General features: G+C 47.8%; 24 protein-coding genes. 2 read left to right on the forward strand and 22 right to left on the reverse strand.

Annotated elements, in window-relative coordinates; translation table 11 throughout:
• Positions 1 to 257: 257 nt before the first annotated feature.
• The 8 genes from QRD89_RS17070 to rpoE all read right to left on the reverse strand — a co-directional run bounded on the left by QRD89_RS17070 (position 258) and on the right by rpoE (position 8,555).
• Complete coding sequence (locus tag QRD89_RS17070) at positions 258 to 503, reverse strand: type B 50S ribosomal protein L31 (RefSeq protein ID WP_008632303.1); 246 nt, start codon at positions 501 to 503, stop codon at positions 258 to 260.
• Between the two features lie 181 nt (positions 504 to 684).
• Positions 685 to 1,968, reverse strand: coding sequence for a transcription termination factor Rho (gene rho / locus QRD89_RS17075; RefSeq protein ID WP_008632301.1), 1,284 nt, complete (start codon positions 1,966 to 1,968; stop codon positions 685 to 687).
• A 439-nt stretch (positions 1,969 to 2,407) separates the two neighbouring features.
• The gene (gene murA / locus QRD89_RS17080; protein ID WP_008632299.1) at positions 2,408 to 3,694 is read right to left on the reverse strand and encodes a UDP-N-acetylglucosamine 1-carboxyvinyltransferase; all 1,287 of its coding nucleotides are present in this window, start codon (positions 3,692 to 3,694) and stop codon (positions 2,408 to 2,410) included.
• A 66-nt stretch (positions 3,695 to 3,760) separates the two neighbouring features.
• Positions 3,761 to 4,405, reverse strand: coding sequence for a fructose-6-phosphate aldolase (gene fsa / locus QRD89_RS17085; protein WP_026577864.1), 645 nt, complete (start codon positions 4,403 to 4,405; stop codon positions 3,761 to 3,763).
• A 122-nt stretch (positions 4,406 to 4,527) separates the two neighbouring features.
• Positions 4,528 to 5,391, reverse strand: a complete 864-nt coding sequence (gene fba, locus QRD89_RS17090) for a class II fructose-1,6-bisphosphate aldolase (protein ID WP_008632295.1) — start codon at positions 5,389 to 5,391, stop codon at positions 4,528 to 4,530.
• A 163-nt stretch (positions 5,392 to 5,554) separates the two neighbouring features.
• Complete coding sequence (locus QRD89_RS17095) at positions 5,555 to 5,920, reverse strand: response regulator (protein ID WP_286095874.1); 366 nt, start codon at positions 5,918 to 5,920, stop codon at positions 5,555 to 5,557.
• 247 nt (positions 5,921 to 6,167) lie between these two features.
• The gene (pyrG, locus tag QRD89_RS17100; RefSeq protein WP_026577863.1) at positions 6,168 to 7,772 is read right to left on the reverse strand and encodes a CTP synthase; all 1,605 of its coding nucleotides are present in this window, start codon (positions 7,770 to 7,772) and stop codon (positions 6,168 to 6,170) included.
• A 237-nt stretch (positions 7,773 to 8,009) separates the two neighbouring features.
• A complete protein-coding gene (rpoE, locus tag QRD89_RS17105; protein WP_008632292.1) occupies positions 8,010 to 8,555 on the reverse strand; it encodes a DNA-directed RNA polymerase subunit delta in 546 nt (181 codons plus the stop codon).
• Between the two features lie 342 nt (positions 8,556 to 8,897).
• On the opposite strand from rpoE, the gene QRD89_RS17110 reads away from it, so the two are divergent.
• Entirely contained in the window at positions 8,898 to 9,212 is a 315-nt protein-coding gene (locus QRD89_RS17110) for a hypothetical protein (RefSeq protein ID WP_008632291.1), read from the forward strand.
• Between the two features lie 43 nt (positions 9,213 to 9,255).
• Here the strand turns inward: QRD89_RS17110 and icmF are convergent, their stop codons facing one another.
• From icmF to QRD89_RS17150, 8 genes are all read right to left on the reverse strand, one after another.
• On the reverse strand, positions 9,256 to 12,501 hold the full coding sequence (icmF, locus tag QRD89_RS17115; RefSeq protein WP_286095875.1) for a fused isobutyryl-CoA mutase/GTPase IcmF: 3,246 nt from the start codon (positions 12,499 to 12,501) through the stop codon (positions 9,256 to 9,258).
• A 24-nt stretch (positions 12,502 to 12,525) separates the two neighbouring features.
• Positions 12,526 to 13,161 (reverse strand): TetR/AcrR family transcriptional regulator, encoded by a 636-nt coding sequence (locus QRD89_RS17120; protein ID WP_286095876.1) that lies wholly within the window; start codon positions 13,159 to 13,161, stop codon positions 12,526 to 12,528.
• Complete coding sequence (gene meaB, locus QRD89_RS17125; RefSeq protein ID WP_008632289.1) at positions 13,151 to 14,101, reverse strand: methylmalonyl Co-A mutase-associated GTPase MeaB; 951 nt, start codon at positions 14,099 to 14,101, stop codon at positions 13,151 to 13,153. Before meaB ends, QRD89_RS17120 begins: the two co-directional genes overlap by 11 nt.
• Before the next feature lie 23 nt (positions 14,102 to 14,124).
• Positions 14,125 to 15,264, reverse strand: coding sequence for an acyl-CoA dehydrogenase (locus QRD89_RS17130; protein WP_008632286.1), 1,140 nt, complete (start codon positions 15,262 to 15,264; stop codon positions 14,125 to 14,127).
• 13 nt (positions 15,265 to 15,277) lie between these two features.
• Positions 15,278 to 16,423, reverse strand: coding sequence for an acyl-CoA dehydrogenase (locus QRD89_RS17135; protein ID WP_286095877.1), 1,146 nt, complete (start codon positions 16,421 to 16,423; stop codon positions 15,278 to 15,280).
• A gap of 21 nt (positions 16,424 to 16,444) precedes the next feature.
• On the reverse strand, positions 16,445 to 17,296 hold the full coding sequence (locus tag QRD89_RS17140; protein ID WP_026577858.1) for a 3-hydroxybutyryl-CoA dehydrogenase: 852 nt from the start codon (positions 17,294 to 17,296) through the stop codon (positions 16,445 to 16,447).
• 13 nt (positions 17,297 to 17,309) lie between these two features.
• Complete coding sequence (locus QRD89_RS17145; RefSeq protein ID WP_008632282.1) at positions 17,310 to 18,497, reverse strand: acetyl-CoA C-acetyltransferase; 1,188 nt, start codon at positions 18,495 to 18,497, stop codon at positions 17,310 to 17,312.
• 153 nt (positions 18,498 to 18,650) lie between these two features.
• A complete protein-coding gene (locus tag QRD89_RS17150) occupies positions 18,651 to 20,783 on the reverse strand; it encodes a heterodisulfide reductase-related iron-sulfur binding cluster (protein ID WP_286095879.1) in 2,133 nt (710 codons plus the stop codon).
• A 181-nt stretch (positions 20,784 to 20,964) separates the two neighbouring features.
• Here QRD89_RS17150 and QRD89_RS17155 point away from each other — a divergent pair, with 181 nt between their 5' ends.
• Positions 20,965 to 22,161: a phospholipase D-like domain-containing protein gene (locus QRD89_RS17155; protein ID WP_286095880.1), complete on the forward strand. Its 1,197-nt coding sequence runs from the start codon at positions 20,965 to 20,967 to the stop codon at positions 22,159 to 22,161.
• A 2-nt stretch (positions 22,162 to 22,163) separates the two neighbouring features.
• On the opposite strand, the gene QRD89_RS17160 is transcribed toward QRD89_RS17155, so the two are convergent.
• From QRD89_RS17160 to speE, 6 genes are all read right to left on the reverse strand, one after another.
• Complete coding sequence (locus QRD89_RS17160) at positions 22,164 to 22,343, reverse strand: XapX domain-containing protein (RefSeq protein WP_008632279.1); 180 nt, start codon at positions 22,341 to 22,343, stop codon at positions 22,164 to 22,166.
• A gap of 187 nt (positions 22,344 to 22,530) precedes the next feature.
• Positions 22,531 to 24,198 (reverse strand): arginine--tRNA ligase, encoded by a 1,668-nt coding sequence (argS, locus tag QRD89_RS17165; RefSeq protein ID WP_286095881.1) that lies wholly within the window; start codon positions 24,196 to 24,198, stop codon positions 22,531 to 22,533.
• A complete protein-coding gene (locus tag QRD89_RS17170) occupies positions 24,195 to 24,635 on the reverse strand; it encodes a YwiB family protein (RefSeq protein ID WP_286095882.1) in 441 nt (146 codons plus the stop codon). The genes argS and QRD89_RS17170 overlap by 4 nt, the downstream gene beginning before the upstream one ends.
• Before the next feature lie 88 nt (positions 24,636 to 24,723).
• A complete protein-coding gene (locus tag QRD89_RS17175) occupies positions 24,724 to 25,170 on the reverse strand; it encodes a hypothetical protein (RefSeq protein WP_026577854.1) in 447 nt (148 codons plus the stop codon).
• A gap of 80 nt (positions 25,171 to 25,250) precedes the next feature.
• Positions 25,251 to 26,123: an agmatinase gene (gene speB, locus QRD89_RS17180; RefSeq protein WP_026577853.1), complete on the reverse strand. Its 873-nt coding sequence runs from the start codon at positions 26,121 to 26,123 to the stop codon at positions 25,251 to 25,253.
• A gap of 6 nt (positions 26,124 to 26,129) precedes the next feature.
• Positions 26,130 to 26,960, reverse strand: coding sequence for a spermidine synthase (gene speE / locus QRD89_RS17185; protein ID WP_286095883.1), 831 nt, complete (start codon positions 26,958 to 26,960; stop codon positions 26,130 to 26,132).
• Positions 26,961 to 26,992: the final 32 nt, after the last annotated feature.

Genomic DNA, 26,992 nt, shown 5'->3' on the forward strand with positions numbered 1-26,992 from the left:
GGCTCCCGTGTCGCTTTTCCTTCTATTCCCATGTATCAACCGACTACCATAAAAAAAGAGCCACCCCGATCAGCCCCGATGAATCGGCGGCAATACTTCACCAAGGACAGCCCTTCCTATATATCAAACCGGATACAGGTCACACAAAGCTCCCTACACCCCTATTTTTTGACAAAAAAACAGGCAAACCTCTGAGACAATTTGCCTGTTTTTGTTCAAAATGATGAAATCTCCCCCGAAACGAGGGAGTATCATAATTATGAAAGGTTATATTTCTTCTTGAAGCGATCCACACGGCCGCCAGCTTTGTCAGCTTTCTGCTTACCTGTGTAGAACGGGTGAGACGCAGAACTAATCTCTACGCGGATCAATGGATAAGTGTTTCCATCTTCCCACTCGATTGTTTCTTCAGAAGTCTTAGTAGATCCTGTTAGAAACTTGAAATTAGAACTTGTGTCTAGGAATACGACTTTACGGTATTCTGGATGAATTCCTGCTTTCATGTTCTTCCACTCCTTTTTGCCCTGAATCCTTAGGAAACAGAGTTATTGTAAGAGCCGTCGAAGGTTCGTGATAACACCTTGTACTGAAACTCACATAGAATGATTATAACAGGGGGACTACCCCTTTGCAACAGCTAATGACAATTATCTGGTTGTTGACAGAAAGTACCTTGAAAGAGAATCAGCGGCGGGTCGTCGCTTTCCCTTTCATGTCCTTATCCATCATATCGAAGAACTCTTCATTGTTCTTCGATGCTCTCAAACGGCGGAGGAGGCGGTCGGCGAAGTCATGGGAATCCGACATCGTCTTCCGGATCGCCCACAGCTTGTCCAGGTGTGCTTTAGGAAGCAGCAATTCTTCCTTCCTTGTGCCGGATCGCGGGATGTCGATTGCAGGAAAGATCCGGCGTTCGGCAAGAGAACGGTCGAGATGAAGCTCCATGTTTCCTGTCCCTTTGAATTCCTCATAAATGACGTCATCCATTCGGGACCCCGTATCTACAAGAGCCGTCGCAAGAATCGTCAAGCTTCCACCCTCTTCTATATTACGCGCGGCACCGAAGAATCGCTTCGGACGGTGGAAGGCGGCAGGATCTATACCGCCGGAAAGCGTCCGGCCACTCGGCGGAATGACAAGGTTATAGGCGCGTGCGAGACGCGTGATACTGTCCATAAGCACGATGACATCCCTCTTATGTTCAACAAGACGCATGGCACGCTCTAATACTAATTCTGATACTTTAATATGATTTTCCGGAACTTCATCGAATGTGGAACTGACAACATCGACATCAGGAGCGACGGAACGCTCGATATCCGTAACCTCTTCCGGACGCTCGTCTACAAGCAGAATAATCAGCTTGGCATCGGGATGATTCGTAGAGATGCTGTTAGCCATCTGCTTAAGGAGCATGGTTTTCCCTGCTTTCGGAGGTGCAACGATCAAACCACGCTGCCCATATCCGACAGGAGACACGAGATCCATAATCCTTGTTGAGAGCTTCTTCGTATCTGTCTCCAGCTTCATGTGCCGGTCCGGATACAGCGGAGTCAACGCCGGGAAGTGGACACGCTCTTTCGCAGAATCAGGGTCTTCCCCATTGACGGCGTCTACATGAAGAAGTCCATAATAGCGCTCGTTTTCTTTCGGAGGACGGACTTTTCCTGATACTTTATCTCCGTTTCGCAAATCGAAACGACGGATTTGGGAAGCCGAAATATAGATATCCTCCGCACTAGGAGAATAGTTGATTGGACGCAGGAATCCGAAACCTTCCGAAGGGATGATCTCCAATACCCCATCCATGAACAGAAAGCCGTCTTTCTCTGCCTGGGCTTTCAAAATCGCAAAGATCAGCTCCCGCTTTGTCAATTTGGCGTAATAGGATACTTTATATTGGCGGGCTTTCTCATAAAGTCCTTTGAGTGTCATAGTTTCTAAGCTGGAGATAGTTAAATCTGCCACGTAATCACCACTTTTTTATTTTTACTTTCGCAAGAATCCTCTGGAGATAAGGTCGGTTTCACACGGAAACGGTCCCCTCCTTCAGATGATCCCTGAATATCAATAACGAGTTCCCGGACGATCCGGAACATTTGGAAAAAGTTGAATAAGGGCCTTGATCATCCCCACGAGCTGCAGCTCATTCATTCAGTTTAGAAAACGACTTTTCAAATAGATTAAGATGAAAAGAAGAAGCAGGAGAAGTGATAGGAAGTAGACGTACATACACAGAAGCTTCCAGAGGTTGATATCAAGTTCCTTAATCGCTATCAAACATCCTTTATTGTACTCCTGTCATTATACAGATTCAATGGCAATTTAAGAAATATTAAAGAGGGATAAATAATTGTAGAATAAGAGGAAGCCGCACCCCTACGGCTCCCTCTGATGGTCGTTCGATTTATGAACTTTGGAACTGTTCTATTTCTTCTTCGGACATTTCTTCGTACCAGACCTTGGCTCCCAAATCGATCAGCTTATTTGTGATATTTTCATATCCTCTTTCGATATGATCAACACCGGTTATTTCCGTAATTCCGTCTGCCATCAACCCAGCGATGACAAGAGCGGCACCGGCACGAAGATCCGTCGCTTTGACTTTGGCCCCCTGAAGAGTGGAAGGGCCGGTCACGATGGCCGAACCTCCTTCTACTTTGATGGAGGCATTCATACGCCGCAGCTCATCCACATGCTTGAAACGGGCCTGATAAATCGTATCTGTCACGACTCCGGTCCCTTCCGTCTGTGTAAGCAGCGTCGTGAAAGGTTGTTGGAGATCCGTCGGGAAACCCGGGTAGACAAGCGTTTTGATATCCACACTTTTCAATTTCTTACCAGGTCGGATATACAACTGCTCGTCATTCTCCTCAATGGTCACACCCATTTCCCTCAGCTTCGCCAACAACGACTCCAAATGTTGAGGAATGACGTTATCAATGATCATTTCCTCTCCTTGAGCAGCTGCCATAATCGTGTACGTACCAGCTTCGATACGATCCGGAATAATGGTATGCAGACAGCCGTTCAGCTGATCCACCCCTTCAATCCGGATGACATCCGTGCCGGCACCTTTGATTTTCGCACCCATACTCGTAAGCAGCGTAGCAACATCAATAATCTCTGGTTCTTTCGCAGCGTTCTCGATAACCGTTTTACCTTTAGCCTTTACGGCAGCAAGCATGATGTTGATTGTAGCACCGACGCTGACGACGTCAAGATAGATACGGGCACCCCGCAGCTCTTTGGCACGCAAATAGATTGCGCCTTGTTCATTAGTAACTTCCGCACCGAGCGCTTCAAACCCTTTAATATGCTGATCGATCGGACGCGGGCCAAGATGACAGCCGCCCGGAAGACCAATGACCGCTTTATTGAAACGGCCGAGCATGGCGCCCATGAAATAATATGAGGCGCGCAATTTTTTTACTTTTCCGTTCGGCAGCGGCATGTCCACCATTTTAGATGGGTCGATATGCAGCGTCCGCCCTTGACGTTGGACGGTACCACCGATCTCTTCCAATAAATCTGACAATATCCCAACATCAGAGATGTCAGGCAGTCCCTCGATCGTCACAGGCGTCTCTGCTAAAATAGCAGCCGGCAAGAGCGCGACAGCACTGTTCTTCGCTCCGCTTACCCTCACCTGTCCACGAAGGCGGGTCCCACCTTCCACTAGTAGTTTATGCATGAAAAACTCCTCGCTTTAAGGTAAAGATTTATGACCTTAGTATGTGCATGTTTTTCCAAAAAACACTTATTTATTATATTTATTCCAGTCGTTCTTGAACTTCTCGATGCCCTGATCCGTAAGCGGATGCTTGACGATCTGCTGGAACACCTGAAACGGTACTGTAGCAATATGAGCCCCGTGCTCGGCGGCTTCCGTCACATGGACAGGGTGCCGGACGGAAGCGGCAATAATTTCTGTATCAATGGAATGGAGATCGAATATCTCTGAAATTTGAGCGATCAGTTCTACTCCGTTATGACCGATATCATCCAGACGTCCGAGGAAGGGGGATACATAAGATGCCCCGGCGCGAGCGGCAAGAAGCGCCTGATTGGCAGAAAAGATCAGCGTCACGTTCGTTTTTATACTCAAATCACTGAACGCTTTTACAGCCTTCAGACCTTCCAGCGTCATAGGCACTTTGATAGTGATGTTCGGAGCGATGGCGGCTAGTTCCTTCCCTTCCGCAATCATACCTTCCGCATCTTCAGCCATGACTTCAGCACTGACCGATCCTTCTACTTCTTCCGTAATTTCACGCAGGCGGTCATGGAAGGATACCCCTTCTTTAGCCACAAGACTTGGATTAGTCGTTACCCCGGCAAGGATTCCTAAAGCGTTCGCGTTACGGATATCATCTATATTCGCTGTATCGATGAAAAATTTCATATTCCCACTCCTCTTCCTTTATATAGTAGATCGGGCATAAGGAAACAATGTCGAATGATGGCGTTTTCATCCATGATGAAAAGGAAACCGCTACATCGTAGCGGCTTCCTTGCTGATAGTTGTTACGCTTTTTGAGAAGAACCGAACTCACGCATTTTACCGATGACAGTAGCCTTGATTGCATCACGGCCAGGTCCTAGGTATTTACGAGGATCGTATTGTTCCGGTTGCTCCGCAAGTACTTCGCGGACAGCCTTCGCTTGAGAAATTTGGTTCTCTGTGTTCACGTTGATCTTAGCTGTACCGAAAGAGATAGCTTTCTTGATATCAGCAGTCGGGATACCTGTACCACCGTGAAGAACTAGAGGCTTGTCTACAAGACCCATGATTTCTTCCATGCGCTCGAAGCCAAGGTTAGGCTCACCCTTGTATGGTCCGTGTACAGAACCAAGTGCAGGTGCGAATACGTCAACGTTTGTTTCGTCTACCAATTGCTTACATTCAGATGGAATCGCGTACGCTGCTTCCGCGTCATCTACGATAAGATCGTCTTCTTGTCCACCTACGCGGCCAAGCTCTGCTTCAACAGAAACGCCGTGGATGTGTGCAAGTTCAACTACTTTTTTCGTTACAGCAATGTTTTCTTCCAACGGATCGTGGGAAGCATCGATCATTACAGAAGTGAATCCAGCATGGATTGCTTCTGCACATTTTTCGAAGCTGGAACCGTGGTCAAGGTGAATCGCTACAGGTACAGTCGTACCGTAAGCTTTCATAAGTGCTTTCACCATGTCTACGACTACGTTGAAACCACCCATGTAACGGGCTGCTCCTTCAGATACACCAAGGATTACCGGAGACTTTTCTTCTTCTGCTGCTTGAAGAATCGCCTGCGCATATTCTAGGTTATTAAGGTTGAACTGTCCTACACCGTAGCGTTCTTCCTTAGCTTTTTCTAGCATTTCTTTCATTGATACTAATGGCATGAAAGATATCCTCCTTTAAATAACGTGCATTCCTATTTACAAGTCTGTTTCCATACGAAAACACACCATGTAAGTTTGGTTACAGTATTAGAATACCAATACCCTTCTTATGGTGCAACAGGAGGAGGTTTATATAGCGCTTACATCGAGAAAAAAGTCATAATCACGCCTGAACCAAGGTCCCATTAACCAATTCTTTCAAATTATGGATGTCAAAAGGCTTCTCTATGATATGGGTAACGAATGGGAAATTTATTTCTTTTTCGACGCTGTCTTGGGAAGAACCTGTAATGATCATGACGGATGAATCGTACTCACGTTCGTTCAGATAAGACAGAACATCCCTGCCATGCATGACCGGCAGGTTATAGTCCATGATGATTAGATCGAAGTTTTTCTTCTTCGTACAGTCACAGGCTTCTTTACCTGTTTTGGCGGAAGTGACGGCATACCCTTCCGCTTTTAATATTTCTTCCAGCAGAAGCCGTATTCCTGGTTGGTCGTCCACGATCAGGATGCTGTTTGTCATTCTTTTCCCTGCCTTCCCTGTTTAAGTCTCTGCCTAACCCTAATTCCTTTATTTTCTCTAGATATGTACATTCGAGAAGTCCCGCTCATTTTCCTGCATGCAAGGGGTAATAGAAGAAAATATACTTCTGTGCAGAAGAAAACGAACGACCCTCCATTCTTTTGCCAAAATTGGAGGGTCGTTCGGATGTTTTTCAAGATTCCCAGAGCCCTTGCCTGGATGGGTTCGGACTTATGGAAGCTTTCTCTTACTGATTTGTCTTCATTGCAGCCCCGATAAAGCCGTGGAAAAGCTCTTGCGGGCGTGTAGGGCGAGATTTAAATTCCGGGTGGAACTGACTCGCCACGAACCAAGGATGATCTTCGACCTCAATAATTTCAACAAGGCGGCCGTCCGGGCTTGTACCGGAGAACTTGAAGCCTTTGGCCTCCATCTGCTCTCTGTAATGGTTATTGAACTCAAAGCGGTGACGGTGACGCTCGTAGACGACTTCCTCTCCGTATGCTTCCATTGCTCTTGTACCCGGCTGCAGACGGGATGGGTAAATACCAAGACGGAGTGTGCCGCCAAGGTCGGAGATATCTTTCTGCTCTGGAAGCAGGTCGATGATCGGGTGTTCCGTAGCAGGATCAATTTCTGCAGAATGCGCTCCCTTAAGACCAAGCACGTTACGGGCAAATTCAACGGTAGCCAACTGCATACCCAGACAGATACCGAGGAAAGGAATACGCTCTTCACGAGCATAGCGGATGGCATCAATTTTTCCTTCAATACCACGATCTCCGAATCCACCGGGAACGAGGATACCGTCGACTGCCGACAAGTATTCCGCAACGTTTGATTCATTCAAGTCTTCGGAATTGACCCATTTCACATCAATGTCGGAATCATAGCCGTAGCCTGCGTGCTTCAATGCTTCGACGACAGAGATATAAGCGTCAGGAAGCTCGACGTACTTCCCTACCAAAGCAATCGTCGTCTTATGCTGCAGATTCTTCACGCGGTCGATCAACTCATTCCATTCTTTCATATCCGCCGGAGGACAAGACAAGCCGAAATGATCCAATGTCAGCTGATCAAGGTTCTGTTCTTGAAGCGTAATCGGTATTTGGTAAAGCGTCTCTGCGTCGCCTGCTTCAATGACTGCATTCTTATTAATGTCACAGAAGAGCGCGATTTTCTCCTTCATATCTTCAGAAATAGGCATTTCCGTACGCAAAACAATGACATCCGGCTGAATTCCAAGAGAACGGAGCTCTTTTACACTGTGCTGTGTCGGTTTCGTCTTCATTTCTCCTGCCGCTTTCAAATATGGTACAAGCGTACAGTGAAGGTACATAACGTTATCACGGCCGATATCGCTCTTAATCTGACGGATCGCTTCAAGGAATGGAAGAGATTCGATATCCCCTACTGTACCGCCGATTTCCGTGATGACGACGTCTGCATTCGTTTCGTGCCCTGCACGGAAGACCTTGTCCTTAATTTCGTTGGTGATATGTGGAATGACCTGGACGGTTCCACCGAGGTAGTCTCCACGACGTTCTTTCTTAATGACGTTGGAATAAACTTTACCAGTCGTCACATTGCTGAATTTATTCAGATTGATATCGATGAAGCGCTCGTAGTGACCAAGGTCAAGGTCTGTCTCTGCACCGTCATCGGTTACGAAAACTTCTCCGTGCTGATACGGGCTCATCGTTCCCGGATCGACGTTGATATAAGGGTCAAACTTCTGAATCGTCACTTTCAAGCCTCTGTTTTTAAGCAGACGCCCTAGTGATGCAGCCGTAATCCCTTTCCCTAATGATGAAACGACACCGCCGGTTACAAAAATGTACTTTGTTGCCACGTTGAATCCCTCTTTCTCTATTTGTCTTTTTAGTTATTGACTAATAAGCGATTTTGATAAGGGGTATAAAAAAGAAAATACGGGAGCATGCCATGTCCCGGTATCTTCCGCTGTTCTGTTGTTTTCCATGCAAAAAATAAAAAACGCTCCCCGGTCCGGGGAGCGTTTGGAATTTCGTTTCGGAAATTAAAGAGCCCAAATAAGATTGTACTGATATGACTTTTAAAAGTCAACCACTTATCTGTCGTCTTCTTCATCCTCATCGCCAATGAAGCTGATGTCATCCTCTACAATCTCTTCTTCTTCTTCATCGAGGTCATCTTCTTCATAGTCGCCTTCGAAATCGTCATCGTCCTCATCCAAATCTAGATCTTCGTCTGTCAGTTCCAGATCTTCTTCTAAATCTTCATCTTCTTCATTATCATCGAATTCAGAAATGCCAAGCTCATCTTCCAGCAGCTTGGATGGTTTCTTTTTCTTCTTCTTTTTACGCTTCTGTGGAAGACTGGCAATTTCTTCTTCCATTTGTTCTACAGGATACCAGCGCTTCAGCCCCCAACGGTTCGTTCCGATCGTCATGAATTGACCATCGACGTTGATGTCTGTGTAGAACTGCGCGATGTACTGCTCTTTCTGCGCTTCTGTAAATCCTTTAATTTTGGCGATACGATTGAACATCTCGTTGAAATCGATCGCTTCTCTTTCTTCTTCCAATATAATAGTAGCCAGTTCAATCATGGATATTTCATCAATTTGCTCTTGGCTAAAGTCTTTTAAGCTCACGGTCCAGCACTCCTTTAAATAGACAGAATAGAATAAATGACCTCTTAGGCATACGAATCACATTTAATCATACCATCCATTATATGATTTGCCCGTATAAAAATCAAATTGCTTTTATGACTCTTTATCTATTACCTTTTGTAGCCAACTTCACATAAATATAAACCCTGGAAGCAGGATAAAGCTTAGTTACACTTGGTATTCGCGCTTTATTTCCATTATAATTAAACCGATATGGGGGCTGCCTCTTTGAGAAGCGCCCTGAGCGACCGGAACCTCTCTATCGTATCAATCCCCGGGTTACGTTCTATCCCCATCATTTATGTAAAGGAGAGACGCAGTATGAAAACACACCCATTTAACTGGATCGCAACCATCATCTTCGTCATCGCTGCAGGCATCTGGTTGTTCACGAACTACGGCCTCGTCCATTCCAAGCATTTGGAGGAAGCGGTGATCACAGGGAAATCCCATACGGATGACGGATATTTCGTCATCGTCGATGATAAGAAGCTCCACGTCAAAGATACGAGCACATGGATGCTGCTGGAAGAAGGCGAAACGTATAATCTGACGTATGAATGGTATGGAATAAAGAAACCTTACGTGAAAGAAGTCAATCAGCCTCACGACGACGATCAAGTCGGAGGCCACTAATAAATATCGCCCTTGCACATCGCAAGGGCGTATTTTTACGACTTTACATATTACGACGGTACTGCCCCCCGACCTCATAGAGGGCGTTGGTGATCTGTCCGAGACTTGCCACTCGGACGGTTTCCATTAATTCAGCAAAAATGTTCCCGTCATTCGCTGCCGTTTCTTTCAGGCGGCGAAGCGAAGCATCCACTACATCTTCATGGCGACTCTGGAAATGGCGCAGTTCTCTTATCTGATGCTCCTTCTCTTCTTGAGAAGCACGCGCAAGTTCCATGGCATCAATTTCCTCCTCGGACGGCGGATGCGGATTCAAATACGTATTGACTCCGATGATCGGCAGCTCCCCCGAATGCTTCTTGCCTTCATAATAAAGTGATTCTTCCTGAATTTTCCCGCGCTGATACTGTCTCTCCATTGCACCGAGTACTCCGCCTCGATCATTGATGCGTTCAAATTCCTGAAGTACAGCCTCTTCCACAAGGTCCGTCAACTCTTTAATGATGTAAGATCCTTGCAGAGAATTTTCATTCTTCGTCAGACCGAATTCTTTATTGATGATCATTTGAATCGCCATCGCCCTCCGCACGGACTCTTCGGTCGGTGTCGTGATTGCTTCATCATAGGAATTCGTATGCAGGGAATTACAGTTATCCTGGATGGCCAGCAGCGCCTGTAACGTTGTACGGATGTCGTTAAAGTCAATTTCCTGGGCATGAAGCGAACGTCCGGAGGTTTGAATGTGATACTTTAACTTTTGGCTGCGTTCGTTCGCTCCATATTTATCACGCATGACGACAGCCCAAATCCTTCTTGCGACCCGCCCGAGCACACTGTACTCCGGATCAAGACCGTTCGAGAAGAAGAAGGAAAGGTTCGGGGCGAACTTGTTGATATCCATCCCTCTGCTCAAATAATATTCTACATACGTGAAGCCGTTCGCCAGTGTGAAAGCGAGCTGAGTAATTGGATTGGCGCCTGCCTCAGCGATATGATAACCGGAGATGGATACGGAATAATAATTACGCACATCCTGGTCGATGAAGTACTGCTGGATATCCCCCATCATACGTAGAGCGAACTCTGTAGAAAATATGCACGTGTTCTGCCCCTGATCCTCTTTAAGAATATCCGCCTGCACCGTACCCCTTACAACGTGGATCGTCTCCGCTTTAATCCGTTCCGCTTCCGACTGATCCGGCGCTCTTCCCTTCTCTGCTTTGAACTTCTCGATCTGCTGATCGACAGCGGTATTAAAGAACATCGCCAGGATAATCGGAGCGGGGCCGTTAATTGTCATGGAAACAGAAGTGGAAGGAGCAACCAGATCGAAGCCCGCGTACAGCTTTTTCATGTCCTCCAATGTACAGATATTGACTCCGCTCTCCCCGACTTTCCCGTATATGTCCGGTCGTTCATCCGGATCTTCTCCGTACAAGGTTACAGAATCGAAGGCCGTACTCAGACGTTTGGCATCTTCCCCTTCTGATAAATAGTGGAATCTGCTGTTCGTCCGCTCGGGGGTCCCTTCTCCAGCAAACTGTCGTTTCGGGTCCTCTCCTTTCCGCTTAAAAGGGAAGACACCTGCTGTAAACGGGAATGCCCCGGGCACATTTTCACGAAGCAGCCACAGAAGGCGGTCCCCCCAGTCCGAATAGGTCGGTAAGGCGACTTTCGGTATTTTCGTACCACTCAAACTTTCGGTCGTCAGATCCATTGTAATTTCTTTGCCGCGAACTTGGAACGTGTACGTATCTCCGCTGTATTTGTCATGGAGATCATCCCAGCCGTCGACCAGCCGCTTCGCTGCCGGATCGATGGAAGCTTCCAGATCGTCTATCCTTTGTTTCAGCTGTTCTTTTCCTGCTCCTTCTTCAAGCAAATGGAAAGATCCTTTCAATTGGTAGAGCTTGCGTTCTTGAGCTGCCTGCTTCTCCGATTCTTCGTGATAGCGGCGTACGGTCATCGAGATGTCCCTTAGATACTGTTGTCTCTCATTCGGGATGATGACGTTCTGTTTCTCTACTTTTCCGGTTTTCGAAAACGACGTTTCTTCCTGCCACTCATAAGTTTCTTTCAATTTATCTACAAGGGCGGCGAATAACGTGTTCGTCCCCGGATCATTAAACTGACTGGCAATCGTTCCGAAGACCGGGAATTCGGCATCACTCTCATGGAACAGCATCCGGCTCCGCTGATACTGTTTCTTCACTTGGGCCATGGCATCCTCCGAGCCTTTCTGCTCGAACTTGTTAATGACGATAAAATCAGCGAAGTCAATCATATCAATTTTTTCAAGCTGGGACGGTGCCCCGAATTCTGCAGTCATTACATACATCGATAGATCCGTGACATCTGTTATGGCCGCATCCCCCTGGCCGATCCCACTCGTTTCGACGATGATGAAGTCAACACCGGAAGCTTTCAGCACACGGATAGCGTCGCTAACGGCCGTCGAAAGCTCGGACCGCGCTTCCCTCGTTGCAAGGGAGCGCATGTACACTCTCGGATGGAAGATGGCGTTCATCCGGATCCTGTCACCAAGCAGGGCTCCTCCCGTTTTCTTTTTCGTCGGATCAATCGATAGAATAGCAATTTTCTTATCTGGAATTTCATTCAGGAAACGACGAATCAATTCGTCTGTGAGCGAGCTTTTCCCTGCCCCTCCTGTGCCTGTAATACCAAGGACGGGAACTTCCCTGTCTGTTTTCTGTTTGACTGCTGTATCAAAAGCAGCCACAAGCTCCCGTTCTTCCTTCGGTTTATTCTCTACATACGTGATGAACCGCGCAATCGATTGTGGATTCCCCGCAGACAGCCCTTTGACTTCTTCCTCCACATCAAGCGGCGGCAGGAAATCGCACTCTTCGATCATTTTATTGATCATGCCCTGAAGCCCGAGCGTTCTTCCATCCTCCGGCGAGAAGACACGGGCAACCCCGTAAGCGTGCAGTTCTTTGATTTCCCGCGGGATGATGACACCTCCACCACCGCCGTAAACGCGGATATGTCCCGCTCCCTTCTGCTGAAGGAGGTCCACCATATATTTGAAATACTCCACATGTCCGCCCTGATAGGACGAGATAGCTATTCCCTGAACATCTTCCTGAATAGCTGCATTCACTACTTCTTCTACGGAGCGGTTATGTCCCAAGTGGATGACTTCCGCCCCTGTTGATTGCAGAATCCGCCTCATAATATTGATGGACGCGTCGTGACCGTCAAACAAACTGGAAGCGGTTACAAAACGAACCGGATTTTTCGGACGATATACAGCCGGTTGTTCCATCTTCTCCTCCCCTTTCTATCCATTTCATTCTTTATTACCAGATGGTCTTTTCTCCTTGAGGGGAAGTCCCTCCAATAAAAGCCGAACCTGCAGATCCGCATACGCTTCAATCGTGAACGTCCTCTGCAATATCCAACGCCGGAATCCCCACATCTGGCCCTGCACGAATATATTATTGGCGATCAATTGAACCTTCTCTTCGGAACAGGGGCCTGAGATATGCTTACGGATCACCTCTTCCAGCATCGCAACCATTTCTCTTTCTTTCTGCAGAACGTAATCCTGCGCATCCTTCGGAAGGGATTTGACCTCCTGGTACATGACTACCACTTCATCCTGCATTTCATCCATTAAATAAAAGTACGAATGGACCGCCTGGATCAGGCTGCTTACCTGTGCCGGATCGATATCATCTTCCATCCGCGCCTTTACGCGCTGGTAGATAGAGTCACATACGAGAAAAAGGACATCCTCCTTCTTACGTATGTATTCATATAACGTACCAATACTGAAGCCGGACGCCTTGGCGATCTCCCGTGTCGTCGTCTTGTGGAAACCTTTCTCGATGAACAAGGTGACCGCTCCTTTGACCATCTGGTTTCTCCGCTTCATCACTAAAGCTTCGTCCTTGATCGTCGAGGGGACTTGTTTATCGGCCATTCTTTCCACCCCTCTCTTTCCATTCGTCCACCCATGCACGGGCAAGCTTATACGGATCGGCGTCAGGTCGGTTCAAGCATTCGCGTTTATGAGAATCGGACTCGACTTCCGTTCGAACATCCCGCCACAGCTCTTCCCTGATCAGATCATATACTTCGAGCTGTAATTGCTGCTTCCGCCGCCGCTGCCCTTCATCGGTTTCGTGTAAATACGTCCGGTGTGCTTCGATCCCACCCCATAGGTCATCAAATCCTGTGGACTCTGTGGCAATCGTCTTTACAACCGGCGGATCCCACCCTTTTGTCTGGACAATCATCTTGTATTCATCAAGCGTAGAGGCAAGCTTCCTCACACCAGGGAGATCGGCCTTATTAATGATAAAAAGGTCTGCGATCTCCATGATCCCCGCTTTGAAAATCTGGAGAACGTCCCCGCTGTTCGGCGTCAAAACCAGCCCGGTCGTATCCACTACCTTCATGATATCAAGCTCCGACTGTCCGACACCGACCGTCTCGACAAGAACGACATCGAATCCACAAGCATCACATACGCGGATACTATCCTTTGTCGCTCTTGCCACTCCGCCGAGATGTCCTCTCGTCGCCATACTGCGGATGAATATTCCCGGGTCGAGGAAATGTTGATTCATCCGCGTACGATCTCCGAGCAGAGCCCCGCCGCTGAACGGACTTGTAGGATCGACCGCAAGAACAGCGACGGTCAGCCCCTGTTTGCGGATATAGGACAGAAGCCGGTTGATCAAAGAGCTTTTTCCCGCTCCAGGGGAACCGGTGATCCCAATATAGTGCGCCTTTTTCTGTATGGAGAAAATGTCACTCATCCATTCCAGCTTCTCTTCATCATCATTTTCAATCCGTGTGATGGCTTTAGCGAGTGCGCGAATATCCTGATTACGTATCCGTTCTGCGAGTGGGTGCATGATCCTTCACCTTTCCAGCCTGGTTATTTCGTCACCATCCGACCGATGACAAGTCTTTGTATCTCTTGTGTCCCTTCATAAATCTGAGTAATTTTGGCATCTCTCATGTAACGCTCGACAGGATAATCCTTCGTATACCCGTATCCTCCATGCACCTGTACCGCTTCCGTTGTCACCTTCATTGCTGTATCTCCTGCGAAAAGTTTCGCCATCGCCGATGCTTTCGAATATGGAAGACCCTCCGATTCTAAATAGGCAGCCTGGTACGTTAATAACCTGGATGCCTCGATTTCCGTAGCCATATCGGCCAATTTAAAGGAAATGCCTTGCAGTGCCGCAATAGGCTTACCGAACTGCTCTCTTTCTTTCGCATAAGCAACGGCTTCGTCAAGTGCACCCTGTGCTATTCCCACCGCCTGAGCGGCTATACCATTACGGCCGCCGTCCAGCGTCATCATAGCAATTTTGAATCCCTGCCCTTCCTCACCAAGCAGATTCCCCTTCGGTATCCGGCAGTTTTCAAAGATCAATTCGGTCGTTGGAGATGAACGGATCCCCAATTTCTTCTCTTTTTTTCCTGTCGTGAATCCCGGGGTATCCTTTTCGACAATAAAAGCGCTGATTCCTTTGTTCCCTTTGTCCATATCTGTTTTGGCGAAAACGACATAGATATCCGCCACTCCACCGTTTGTAATCCATACTTTACTGCCGTTCAACACGTAATGATCCCCTTCAAGCTTAGCATTCGTGCGCATGGAGGATACGTCACTCCCGGCCCCCGGCTCGGAGAGTGCATAGGCACCCAGCTTTTCACCGGATGCAAGGGCTTGAAGGAACGTTTTCTTCTGCTCCTCGGAACCAAATTTATAAATCGGCCAGCTGGCGAGTGAGATATGAGCGGATAATGTAACGCCGGTAGAGGCACACACCCGAGACAATTCCTCCACAGCAATAACATAGCTGACGAAATCCGAGCCGATACCGCCGTACTCTTCCGGCCACGGAATGCCCGTCAGACCGAGTTCGGCCATCTTATTAAAAATAGTCCTGTCGAAGCGTTCCTCCTCATCCCTTTCCGCTGCTGTCGGTTCTACCTCTTTTTTTGCAAAATCGCCCACCATTTTCCTCAGCATTTCCTGTTCTTCTGTCAACGTAAAGTTCATCCTTACAGCCTCCCTAATCTCTGAGCAAGTGATTGCCGATTACAATCCTTTGAATTTCACTTGTTCCTTCATATATTTCACAGACTTTGGCATCCCGGAACAGCCTTTCTACCGGGTAGTCCTCTGTGTATCCGTATCCTCCATGAACCTGAACGGCTTCAATCGCCGCTTCCACCGCAGTCTTGGATGCCATCAGTTTAGCAATCGATACTTCCTTGCCGCATTTCTTGCCTTCCGCCTGAAGGAGGGCAGCATGGTAGACGAGCAGCTTGGACGCTTCCACCTTTGTCGCCATATCTGCGAGCTTGAATGACACCCCCTGAAGATGGGCAATCGGGCGGCCGAACTGCTCCCTTTCCTTCGCATAAGCGATGCTGTGATCCAGTGCTGCTTCCGCAATCCCCAATGACTGAGCAGCAATACCAATTCTTCCGACGTTCAAATTGGAGAGAGCAATTTTATACCCTTCTCCTTCCTGCCCAAGAAGCTGGCTTTCCGACACCTTACACTGATCGAAATTCAAAGAAACGGTACTGGATCCATGCAGCCCCATTTTCTTCTCCGCTTTCCCGATCGTAAATCCAGGGGTATCTCGTTCCACAATGAATGCACTCAGCCCCTTCCCTGCCGGCACATCCGGATTCGTCCGGGCGAAAACGATAAACGTATCTGCTTTTCCTCCGTTTGTTATGAATACTTTGGATCCATTCAATACGTAATGGTCTTCCTGCTTGACCGCGCGTGTCTTCAGGCTGCCGGCATCCGATCCAGCACTCGGTTCCGTGAGCGCGAAAGCACCCAGGTATTCACCGGAAGCAAGTTTAGGAATGTACCGCTCCTTCTGCTCCTCTGTTCCAAAATATAGAATCGGATTCGTGCCGACAGACGTGTGGACAGAGAGGATCACTCCGAGCGTCGCACTGACTCTTGAAATCTCATGAATGGCGGTTATATAGGAGATGTAATCCATTGCGGCTCCGCCGTATTGCTCAGGGATTGGAATGCCCATTAAGCCGAGCTCTCCCATCCTTGCTACCAGTTCTTCCGGAAAACGGTCTTCCTTCTCCATCCGTTCTACTGCAGGAGCCACTTCCTTCTCCGCGAAGTCCCGAACCATTTTCCTCATCATCTGCTGTTCATCCGTGAATCGCAAATCCATCGCCGTTCTCCCCTTTACCGGTTAATCGTAGATGTAGAAACCACGTCCAGATTTCTTTCCAAGCCAGCCAGCGCTGACGTATTTCCGAAGCAGTGGACACGGACGGTATTTACTGTCACCGAATCCTTCATGCAGTACTTCCATAATAGAAAGGCACGTGTCGAGTCCGATGAAATCAGCAAGGGTCAGCGGTCCCATCGGATGATTCATACCCAGCTTCATCACAGCATCGACATCCTCCGGGGTAGCCACACCTTCATAGACGGTATAAATCGCTTCATTAATCATCGGCATCAGAATACGGTTGGATACAAAGCCCGGGAAATCTTCTACCTCCACAGGTGTTTTCTCAAGCTTGACCGTCATCGCTTCCACTGCTTCATAAGTAGCATCACTCGTTTGGATCGCACGGATGATTTCGACAAGCTTCATGACAGGAACCGGATTCATAAAGTGCATGCCGATCACTTGTGATGGGCGGTTGGTTGCCGCTGCAATATCTGTAATCGGCAGGGACGACGTATTAGTCGCAAGAATCGCGTGTTCCGGTGCAATTTCATCCAGCTGACGGAATACATTCGTTTTGACATCCATCTTCTCTACTACCGCTTCAATGATCAAGTCACAGTCAGAAGCCTCTTTCAAATCTGTGGTTGTCGTTATCCTCCCAAGCACATCCCGCATATCCGCTTCCGTGATACGGCCTTTATCGACCGCCCGCCTTAAACGGTTTTCTATTCCTTTTCTCCCTTGAATCAACGCATCTTCACTGATGTCGTTGAACTTCACCTCAAGTCCAGCCTGTGCGAATACCTGGGCTATTCCAGACCCCATTTGGCCGGCCCCGATCACCATCATTCGTTTCATCGTCATCGCGCTCTCCCCCTTACGCTTTTGGTACTTCAATCAAAACCGCATCCCCTTGACCGCCGCCGGAACAGATAGCAGCAATACCAAGCCCGCCTCCGCGGCGTTTCAGTTCAAGAGCCAAGGTAAGAATAATCCGTGCTCCGCTTGCCCCAATCGGATGCCCTAGTGCAATCGCTCCCCCATTAACGTTGACTTTCTCAGGATCAAGCCCAGCGATTTCTCCACTCGCTAGCGCTACAGCCGCGAACGCTTCGTTCACTTCGAATAGATCAATTTGATCCATCGACTTCCCTGCTTTCTTCAACAATTTATTGATGACAAGCCCCGGCGTCTGTGGGAAGTCCTGCGCCTCAACGGCTATTTCATCATGTGCGATGATTGCAGCAAGCGGCGTCTTCCCTAGTTCAGACGCTTTCCCTTCTGACATCAGGACCATTGCACAGGCTCCATCATTGACGCCTGGTGCATTCCCGGCTGTTATGGAACCCGTTTGATCGAATACAGGACGCAGCTTGGCAAGAGCCGTGACAGAAGTATCTTTTCGGGGAGCCTCATCACGGTCGACAATAACAGGATTTCCTTTGCGCTGTGGTACTTCGACAGCCGCAATCTCTTCTCCAAGCACTCCGGATTCGATCGCTTTCACTGCTCGTTGGTGGCTGCGATAAGCCCATTCATCCTGCGCCTCTCTGGAGAGATCGAATTGTTCCGCCGTCCTGTTCCCGTAAGTGCCCATATGGACGTTTTCAAACGAACAAGTAAGTCCGTCATGGATCATCATATCTTTCACTGTACTGTCTCCCATCCGAAGCCCCCACCTGGCTTTGGACATAATATACGGAGCGTTGCTCATGCTTTCCATTCCCCCGGCAACGATGATTTCTTCTTCTCCCAACCGGATGAATTGATCGGCCATCGTAACACTTCTCATACCAGAGGCGCACACTTTATTTATCGTTTCCGTCTTTACATCCCATGGAATGCCGGCATTTCGAGCCGCCTGTCGGGATGGCAGCTGGCCCTGCCCACCTTGAAGGACGGACCCCATGATGACTTCCTGAACATCCTCTGCATCTATCTCCGCTCTGCTCAAAGCCGCTTTGATCGCCGTCCCTCCAAGCTCCGATGCAGTAAGAGATGAAAGACCTCCACCAAGTTTAGCGAAAGGGGTACGGGCACCTGCTACGATTACTGTTTTTGTCATAGATCGTTCCTCCTCATTTTTGATAACGCTTTCAAAATTAGTGATTGAACGCTCGCTCGATGTATCTCCATAAGGAAAGTGTACAAAAAATTCTGTACACTTTCCACAATTTTCGAATTATTTAGATCTTTTTCCTGTTGGTCAAACGTTTAATCAAGCGGACTGTTCTTCCTTACTTTCAAACATGGATTTTGCAAGTATTTCCGCAATATCCATCGTACTTACCTGTTCTTCTACTTCTTTCGCTTTCGTCCCATCAGACAGCATCGTCAGACAGAATGGGCACCCGCTTGAAATCATCGTCGGTTCAACAGCAAGAGCCTGTTCCGTTCTTGCCACGTTTACACGATTTCCTGATTTCTCTTCCATCCACATCATTCCGCCACCGGCACCACAGCACATTCCATTGGAGCGATTGCGTTTCATTTCCACCACTTCAACACCGGGAATCATTTCGAGCACTTCGCGCGGTGGTTCGTACACTTCGTTGTAACGTCCAAGATAACAGCTGTCATGATAGGTGATCCGTTCGTTAACGACACCCTCCGGTTTTAACTTGCCATCCTTCAGCCATTCCGCCAGCATTTCTGTATGGTGGTAGACTTCCGCTTCCAACCCGAAATCCGGATACTCATTCTTAAAGATGTTGTATGCGTGTGGATCAATAGTAATGATTTTCTTTACTTCGTGCTTTTCAAATTCTTTCATGTTCTTCTCCGCGAGCTCCTGGAAGAGGAATTCATTCCCCATCCGTCGCGCTGTATCACCGGAATTCTGCTCTTTGTTACCAAGAATAGCGAATTTGACGCCCGCTGCGTTCATCAGTTTCGCAAAAGCGATAGCGATCTTCTGGCTGCGGCTGTCATAGGATCCCATCGAGCTTACCCAGAAAAGATACTCGAAGGTTTCTCCCGCTTTCTTCAACTCTTTAACTGTTGGGATAGCGGCGTCTTCATCAAGGCTGCGCCAGTCTTCCCGTTCCTTCTTAGAAAGCCCCCATGGATTACCTTGACGCTCGATGTTCATCATCGCTCTTTGTCCGTCTGCATCCATCTTCCCTTCCGTTAAAACGAGGTATCTGCGAAGGTCGATAATCTTATCCACGTGCTCGTTCATTACCGGGCACGCATCTTCACAGTTACGGCAGGTAGTGCATGCCCAAAGTTCTTCTTCGGTGATGACATCACCGATCAAACTTTTGCTTTGGACAGCATCCAGTGTTGCCGCTGCTTCATCGGACCCACTCGACCTCGACATCTGGGCAAGTGTATTCCCTTCCGTGCCGGAGAACGCGTAGGCTGGGACCCATGGTGACTTTCCTGTAACGGCAGCACCTTTTTCAGTCAGGTGGTCTCTCAACTTGATGATAAGATCCATCGGAGAGAGCATTTTTCCTGAGCCGGCAGCCGGGCAGACATTCGTACAGCGGCCACATTCGACACAAGCATAGAAATCGATCATCTGCAGCTGATTGAAATCCTCAATTTTACCGACACCGAATGAAACATCTTCCTCCGCGGCATCTTCATCGATTTCAAAATTGATCGTCTTCAGCTTCCCAGGCGGTTCTTCTCTGCTTAAATAAACGTTGACCGGTGCGGCGATTAAGTGTGCATGTTTGGATTGTGGAACATAAACCATAAATGTGAGCAGGATAAGCAGGTGGATCCACCACATGACAAAAAATACAGTCGCAGCGGCTGCTGGCGGCATCCAAGAGAAAGCGCTTGCAACAGCGGACGCAACAGGTTCTGTCCACGCTCCTTCATGACCGTGCCATATAAGTCCCATTCCATTCCCTACAAGTACGGTGACCATCAGAGTTCCGATAAAAATCAATACTAGTCCCGCTTTAAATCCACGCTTTAAGCGGACAAGTTTCTCGATATATCGACGATAGAAAGCCCAAATAACGGCTACCAGAATGGTCAATGTTACAATTTCCTGGAAGAAGGTGAACCCTGGATAGAACGGTCCTAACGGCAGGTGACTGTCCGGTGCCAACCCTTTCCAAATAAAATCGATGGCCCCGAATTGGACAAGAAGGAAACCATAAAACATCATGACATGAATGATTCCTGATTTCTTATCTTTCAACAGCTTTTTCTGGCCGAACACATAAATCCAAATCTTTTTTAAACGTTCTTTCAGTTTGTTATCATACTCAAATTTCTTCCCTAAACGGATGTATGCAACCCTTGTCCTGATAACGCGTGTGAACAAGTAGAGACCATACACCGTGACAGCAAGGAACAAGACCCAGTTTGCCACTAATAACGGATTCATGAACTCTCCCCCTTTTTCTTTATCACCGGGCAATTCCCGCAGCACCCGGAATGTTGAATTTTCTGACTCTTATACATCAACTATAAATTATGAATGAGCATTCAGTCAATATATTTTCGCTATTTCCTGTTGAAATGTAAGGAACTGGGGAAACTATTAGGAAAATCGATCTGCAGGAGGAATGTTCGTGGTCGTCTTCTATATCATTTTATGCCTTTCCATCTTCGCCTTATTACTGATTCTCGATTTCAAATTCGGACGTGCCTCTCACCTTAAACACGCCCGTAGACTGCCGTTCTTTGAAGGAACAGGAGATGCCCGATTATACACGAACGGATCTTCCCTCTACGAGGACCTTTTTCAATCGATTCGAGATGCTGATAAACAAGTGGATGTCCAGTTCTTTTCCATAGAAACCGACTACATCAGTGATAACTTTCTTACTGTCCTCAAGGAGAAAGCGGAACAAGGTGTTCCCGTCCGTCTGCTTGTCGACCGCCTCGCCGGTTTCAAAATGAATAAACACATCCAGAAGGAACTTACAAATAATGGAGTCATTTTTCAATTCGCCGAAACTCCCGGTTTTCCTTTCTTATTCTACAAAATGAACCGAAGGAACCACAGAAAAATCACCGTTATTGATGGAAAAATCGGCTATGTCGGCGGTTTTAACATTGGCAGGAATTATATTGGTGAGAATCCAAAATTCGGAAACTGGCGGGATTACCATCTTCGGTTAACCGGTGAAATTGTCCAAGGACTCCACGATATATTTGAAGACGATTGGCAGATATCGAAAGGAAACAAGGTTCCACTTCCTAATGCACCCGGCAGGAAGAAAGAACGTGGGATCACTCTCTTTCCTACAGACGGGGTGGAACTGGAAGACGCATTCATGGAACTCTTCCGTTCTGCCGAAGAAGAAATTCTGATCGGTTCCCCTTATTTCATTCCTACCGAGCGGTTGATGGCCGAGCTGGAGAAGAGCTTAAAGCTTGGCATCACTCTCCACGTCATGGTACCGCTGAAAGCGGATCACCCCTTCGTCAAAGAAGGAGGCATACCCTATCTGGAAAGGCTGTACCGACTGGGCGCACATGTTCATTTCTACGACGCCGGATTCTATCATCCAAAAATGACGATCATTGACAAAAAGATCGTCGACATCGGGACGGCTAATTTTGACCGAAGAAGCTTGTTCCTGAATAAAGAGGTGAACACGTTCTTGTACGATCCAGTGTTTATCCAAACGGTCCGCAATTCCTTTTTTAAGGATATGGAAGATTCGATTCCTTTTGACGACCACTGGTTAAAGCATCGTTCTTGGAAGACCAGAATAAATGAAAAGATCGCAGTTCTCCTGCGACCTCTTCTGTAGAATTATTTCATTAAGGAAGAAAAGAAAGGACCAACCCATCCGACTATTTTAAACCCCAAATAAATGCCGATGATTCCAGATACCCCGGCAAATGCCGGAGGTGCCGGGATCGGCAGTTTGCAAAGAGCGAAGACGATACCGACCACCAGCCCTGTCACTAAAGCGAAGATGATTTCTTTCACATTTCCACAGCCTTTCTCCACAAGAGACGTTTCTGCCTTTAGCTTTCACGTCCGCCTGCGAGCTCATGCATTCTCTTACATCCTATCAGTAAGGATATAAAAAGATGTCAAAAAAACCGGACGCCCCCGCCTCATTCTGTTTACAGAATGAGAGGGATCGTCCGGTTTTTTCATTCATTTGATGGGTTTACATCTGCTCCGGTGCAGACACACCGATCAAGTTCAGAGCATTACGCAGGGTCGTACGTACTGCCTGCATCAAGGCAATACGTGCAGCAGTCGCTTCTTTATTGTCTTCATCCAGAACTTTGACAGCGTTGTAGAAGCTGTGGAGATTGGAAGCGAGATCAAACGTGTACTGGGTAATACGGTGAGGTATCCGTTTGTCAGCGGCGTCAGCAACCACCTGTGGGAATTCACCAAGTCGTTTCAGCAGGTCCTCTTCTTTCTCGGAAGCCAGATGACTTCCATCGAAGGAGTCTGCTTTCATCCCTTTCTCTTCTGCTTGTTTCAACATCGTACAAATGCGGGCATGCGCATACTGCACATAATAGACAGGGTTCTCGTTGGATTCTGAACGTGCAAGGTCCATATCGAAGTCCAAGTGAGAATCGCTGGAACGCATGGAGAAGAAATAGCGCATAGCGTCAATTCCCACTTCTTCCATCAGCTCACGAAGCGTGACAGCTTTTCCAGTCCGCTTACTCATTTTCACTTTCTCTCCGTCCTGGAACAGGTTGACCATTTGAATGATTTCCACTTCCAGTGTGTCTTTATCGTAACCAAGCGCTTGAATAGCCGCTTTCATACGTGGAATATAGCCGTGGTGATCCGCTCCCCAAATGTTGATCAGCGTATCAAAGCCTCGGTCCAGTTTATTTTTATGATAAGCGATATCCGGTGTCAGATACGTGTAGGAGCCGTCATTTTTAATGAGTACGCGGTCTTTGTCGTCATCAAAGCGTGTCGTCTCAAACCATGTAGCATCTTCTTTCTCGTAGACATACCCCTGGTCTTTCAACACCTGAAGAGCATCTGTGATCTGATCTCCCTGGTACAAGGATGTTTCCGAGAACCACTCGTCGAACGGAACGCGGAATTCTTCCAGGTCTGTCTTGATATTGTTCAGAAGGAACTTCAATCCGTACTCTCGGAAATATTGAAGACGTTCTGCATCCTCGACGTCCACCCATTTCTCTCCGTCTTCTTCTACAAGCTTATTACCAAGACCGATAATATCCTGACCGTGATAACCATCTTCCGGCATTGCCCACTCTTTACCAAGGGCCTGCATATAACGTGCTTCAACGGAAAACGCCAGATTAGCCATCTGATTTCCTGCATCGTTGATATAATATTCACGGGAAACGTCATATCCTGCTGCATCCAGGACGTTACAGAGCGAATCGCCGACAGCTGCTCCGCGAGCGTGGCCGAGGTGAAGCGTACCCGTCGGGTTGGCGGATACGAACTCGACTTGTATCTTATGGCCATTGCCGCTGTCTGTACGGCCATAGGCATCGCCTGCCTCAAGAATGGCCGGGACAAGCTCCGTCAGATACTGATTGTTCATATAGAAATTGATGAACCCGGGGCCGGCAATTTCAATCTTCTCGATAGAAGCTTTCGAATGATCGAATGCTTCAACCAGCTCTGCAGCGATGGCGCGGGGGTTCTTTTTGGCGATCCGTGCCAGCTGCATCGCCATGTTCGTCGCATAGTCTCCGTGGGCTTTGTCCTTTGGCTGCTCCAGAACAACTTCCGGGAGCTCTTCCTCTGCAGCCAACCCGGCAGCCACGACGGCGCGGCTGATTTCTTCTTTCAATTTCAGTTCCATTTGTTCAACGATATTCATGTTTCGCTCTCCTCCTCAAACGTCAACGTCAAGCGGTGGGCTTGAGTCACTTCGTGATTTAACGTCATCGTATAATTCAAAAACAGTCGTCCTGGAACGGTTTCCGCCGGGGAACGAAAATCCAATTCCTTTGTATATGTCTTCATATGGAAATCACCATAGGTGTGATGATACAGGTTTTCTGTTTCCGCGGATTCTATGAATACCTGGCGCATCTCCACGCCTCCGCTCCGCTTAATGCTGACATGACCCGGCTTGACCGTCACCATCGTGCGGACCGGATCGCCTTCCTCCTGATGCTCGATAAAGGTGAGCACTTGAGTATCGCCGCGCGTGAGAAATTGTCCGGACTCTTGGATTTCCATCTTCTCCACACGATCTCCATCCCTTATTTCCGTGACGAGCTGCACCTGGACGTCCCAGCCGTTACTTGGCATATTCCCCTCCACCTTCGTTTCTCTGATTTACGTACAAGATATAACTTATTTATTATAAGAATTCATATAAAAAAACGCAAGCCGCCCCTCAGCCCGCAAGCAGCCGCACCATTTCCTTTATCTCGCCGATCTGCACGATATGTCCTGGTATCGTATAAGCCCCATATAAGATAAGGATAGCCAAAACGAGGGTGCGATACCATCCTTTGGAGAGATATTTTTGGAATGGGCGCTGATCAGGAACGAAAACAAGCAGCAGAAAAGGAAGCAGAATACCGACAGCAAGCAAATCCACATTCCATTGGGACTGCTCTTCCGAAACAGCCAGTGTGAACTTCAGCACATCATCGATCTGCTCTTCCACGTCCAGTCCCGCTACCTTATCCTTCGTAAGACCTTGCTCTATTGTCAACGTCCCTTCATTCCAGGTATAGCTGTAGTTGGACGGATTCCATTGGCCGACAAACGTGACGAGTAAAAGCCCGACCATCACGACCGCATAGATGATCATGATAATTCTTCTTTTTTTATTCAAAACAAAGCCGCTCCTTTGTATAAAAATCAAATAGAAAAACCACTATGATCCGCTCACAGTGGCTTGTTCTATTCTATCATTTATTTCACGAACCCTAAAAGCATTTCACGGACGAATTTACTCGCGACGATCGGTGTCATCTCTGTCGGGTCATAGACAGGAGCTACTTCAACGAGATCCGAACCGACGATATTCATGTCACTCGCTGCCATCGCATGGATGCTGGCAAGCAGCTCTTTCGAGGAAATACCGCCGGCTTCCGCCGTACCTGTGCCCGGTGCAAAAGCGGGGTCAAGCACGTCGATGTCGATCGTTACATAGACCGGACGTCCTGCCAAGGTTGGAAGCACTTCCTTCAAGGGCTCAAGCACTTCGAATTTCGACATATGCATCCCGGACTCTTCGGCATACTGAAATTCTTCCCTCATGCCGGAACGGATTCCGAATGAGTACACATTCTCAGGACCGATAAGTCCGCACGTCTTCCTGATCGGTGTGGAGTGGGAAAGCGTCTCCCCTTCGTACTCTTCCCGCAGATCCGCATGGGCATCGATGTGAATGACGGCAAGATCGGGGTACTTCTTATACATTGCCTTAATCACAGGCCATGTAACCAAATGTTCTCCACCAAGTCCAAGTGGATACTTCCCTTTCTCCAATAAGTCATCCATAAAACCTTCGATAATATCAAGACTCCGGGCCGGGTTCCCGAATGGAAGCAGCATATCCCCTTTATCATGGTAACGTACTTCTTCCAAATGCTTGTCTAGATAAGGACTGTACTCTTCCAACCCGATCGAAGCTTCACGAATCCGGTTGGGACCGAAACGGGATCCGGGACGGAAGCTCACCGTCCAATCCATCGGCATGCCGTAGATGACAGCATCCGCCTCTTCTTCTGTCGCTCTGCTCATAATGAACACTTTGCCGGAATACGACTCATCAAAAATCATGGCCTGTCACTCCTCCGTCAAATCTTTTACGAATTTCGGAAGAGCGAAACTCGCTTTATGAATCTCTTCTGTATAGTACTTCGTATCAATAGACGTGAACCGCTCCTCTTTCACTTGAAGTGGATCGTACACTTTACTTCCCATCGTGAATGTCCAAAGACCGCTCGGATACGTCGGAATATTCGCCGTGTACACTTTCGTGATCGGGAACGTCTCTTTCACATCGCCGTACACCTGACGGATTAAATCTGCTTTGAACCATGGATTATCCGTCTGCGCAACAAAGATTCCATCTTCTTTCAACGCTTTGGCAATCCCTTCATAGAACCCTTTAGAGAACAAGTTCACGGCAGGGCCCACCGGCTCGGTGGAGTCGACCATGATCACATCATACTCCTGCTCACTTGTCGCAATATGCATGAAGCCGTCATCTACTTTGACTTCCACACGCGGATCATCCAGCGCTCCGGCAATGGATGGAAGATATTCCTTGGAGTATTCGATGACTTTGCCGTCGATTTCGACAAGCGTCGCCTTCTCCACCCCTTCATGCTTTAAGACCTCACGAATCACACCGCCGTCTCCGCCGCCGACAACAAGGACGTTCTTCGGATTTGGATGAGTAAACAACGGTACATGGGCAACCATTTCGTGATAGACGAATTCATCTTTCTCTGTCGTCATGACCATGTCATCAAGAACGAGCATGTTCCCCCATTCTTCCGTTTCCAGCATTTCCAACTCTTGAAAATCTGTCTTTTCCTTATGAAGCGAACGATTGACTTTCGCTGTAATACCGAAATTCTCGGTTTGTTTCTCGGTAAACCATGTACCCATGTTTCATTCTCCTTTTTCATCTATAAGTAGTT

The organism is Halobacillus sp. ACCC02827, assembly GCF_030291935.1.
Lineage (GTDB): Bacteria > Bacillota > Bacilli > Bacillales > Halobacillaceae > Halobacillus.

Bases quoted from the DNA above. Each gene is read 5' to 3' on its own strand.
- QRD89_RS17070 (WP_008632303.1), bottom strand. From the start codon at position 503: ATGAAAGCAGGAATTCATCCAGAATACCGTAAAGTCGTATTCCTAGAC.
- QRD89_RS17170 (WP_286095882.1), bottom strand. From the start codon at position 24,635: ATGCCAAGTAACGGCTGGGACGTCCAGGTGCAGCTCGTCACGGAAATA.
- QRD89_RS17095 (WP_286095874.1), bottom strand. From the start codon at position 5,920: ATGACAAACAGCATCCTGATCGTGGACGACCAACCAGGAATACGGCTT.
- QRD89_RS17130 (WP_008632286.1), bottom strand. From the start codon at position 15,264: ATGAACTTTACGTTGACAGAAGAACAGGAAATGCTGAGGAAAATGGTG.
- QRD89_RS17155 (WP_286095880.1), top strand. From the start codon at position 20,965: ATGTTCGTGGTCGTCTTCTATATCATTTTATGCCTTTCCATCTTCGCC.
- QRD89_RS17150 (WP_286095879.1), bottom strand. From the start codon at position 20,783: ATGAATCCGTTATTAGTGGCAAACTGGGTCTTGTTCCTTGCTGTCACG.
- icmF (WP_286095875.1), bottom strand. From the start codon at position 12,501: ATGGAACAACCGGCTGTATATCGTCCGAAAAATCCGGTTCGTTTTGTA.
- fsa (WP_026577864.1), bottom strand. From the start codon at position 4,405: ATGAAATTTTTCATCGATACAGCGAATATAGATGATATCCGTAACGCG.
- murA (WP_008632299.1), bottom strand. From the start codon at position 3,694: ATGCATAAACTACTAGTGGAAGGTGGGACCCGCCTTCGTGGACAGGTG.
- speB (WP_026577853.1), bottom strand. From the start codon at position 26,123: ATGATTTTTGATGAGTCGTATTCCGGCAAAGTGTTCATTATGAGCAGA.
- QRD89_RS17145 (WP_008632282.1), bottom strand. From the start codon at position 18,497: ATGACAAAAACAGTAATCGTAGCAGGTGCCCGTACCCCTTTCGCTAAA.
- QRD89_RS17120 (WP_286095876.1), bottom strand. From the start codon at position 13,161: ATGGCCGATAAACAAGTCCCCTCGACGATCAAGGACGAAGCTTTAGTG.
- fba (WP_008632295.1), bottom strand. From the start codon at position 5,391: ATGCCATTAGTATCAATGAAAGAAATGCTAGAAAAAGCTAAGGAAGAA.
- QRD89_RS17140 (WP_026577858.1), bottom strand. From the start codon at position 17,296: ATGACGATGAAACGAATGATGGTGATCGGGGCCGGCCAAATGGGGTCT.
- QRD89_RS17110 (WP_008632291.1), top strand. From the start codon at position 8,898: ATGAAAACACACCCATTTAACTGGATCGCAACCATCATCTTCGTCATC.
- QRD89_RS17135 (WP_286095877.1), bottom strand. From the start codon at position 16,423: ATGGATTTGCGATTCACGGATGAACAGCAGATGATGAGGAAAATGGTT.
- meaB (WP_008632289.1), bottom strand. From the start codon at position 14,101: ATGCACCCACTCGCAGAACGGATACGTAATCAGGATATTCGCGCACTC.
- speE (WP_286095883.1), bottom strand. From the start codon at position 26,960: ATGGGTACATGGTTTACCGAGAAACAAACCGAGAATTTCGGTATTACA.
- argS (WP_286095881.1), bottom strand. From the start codon at position 24,198: ATGAATATCGTTGAACAAATGGAACTGAAATTGAAAGAAGAAATCAGC.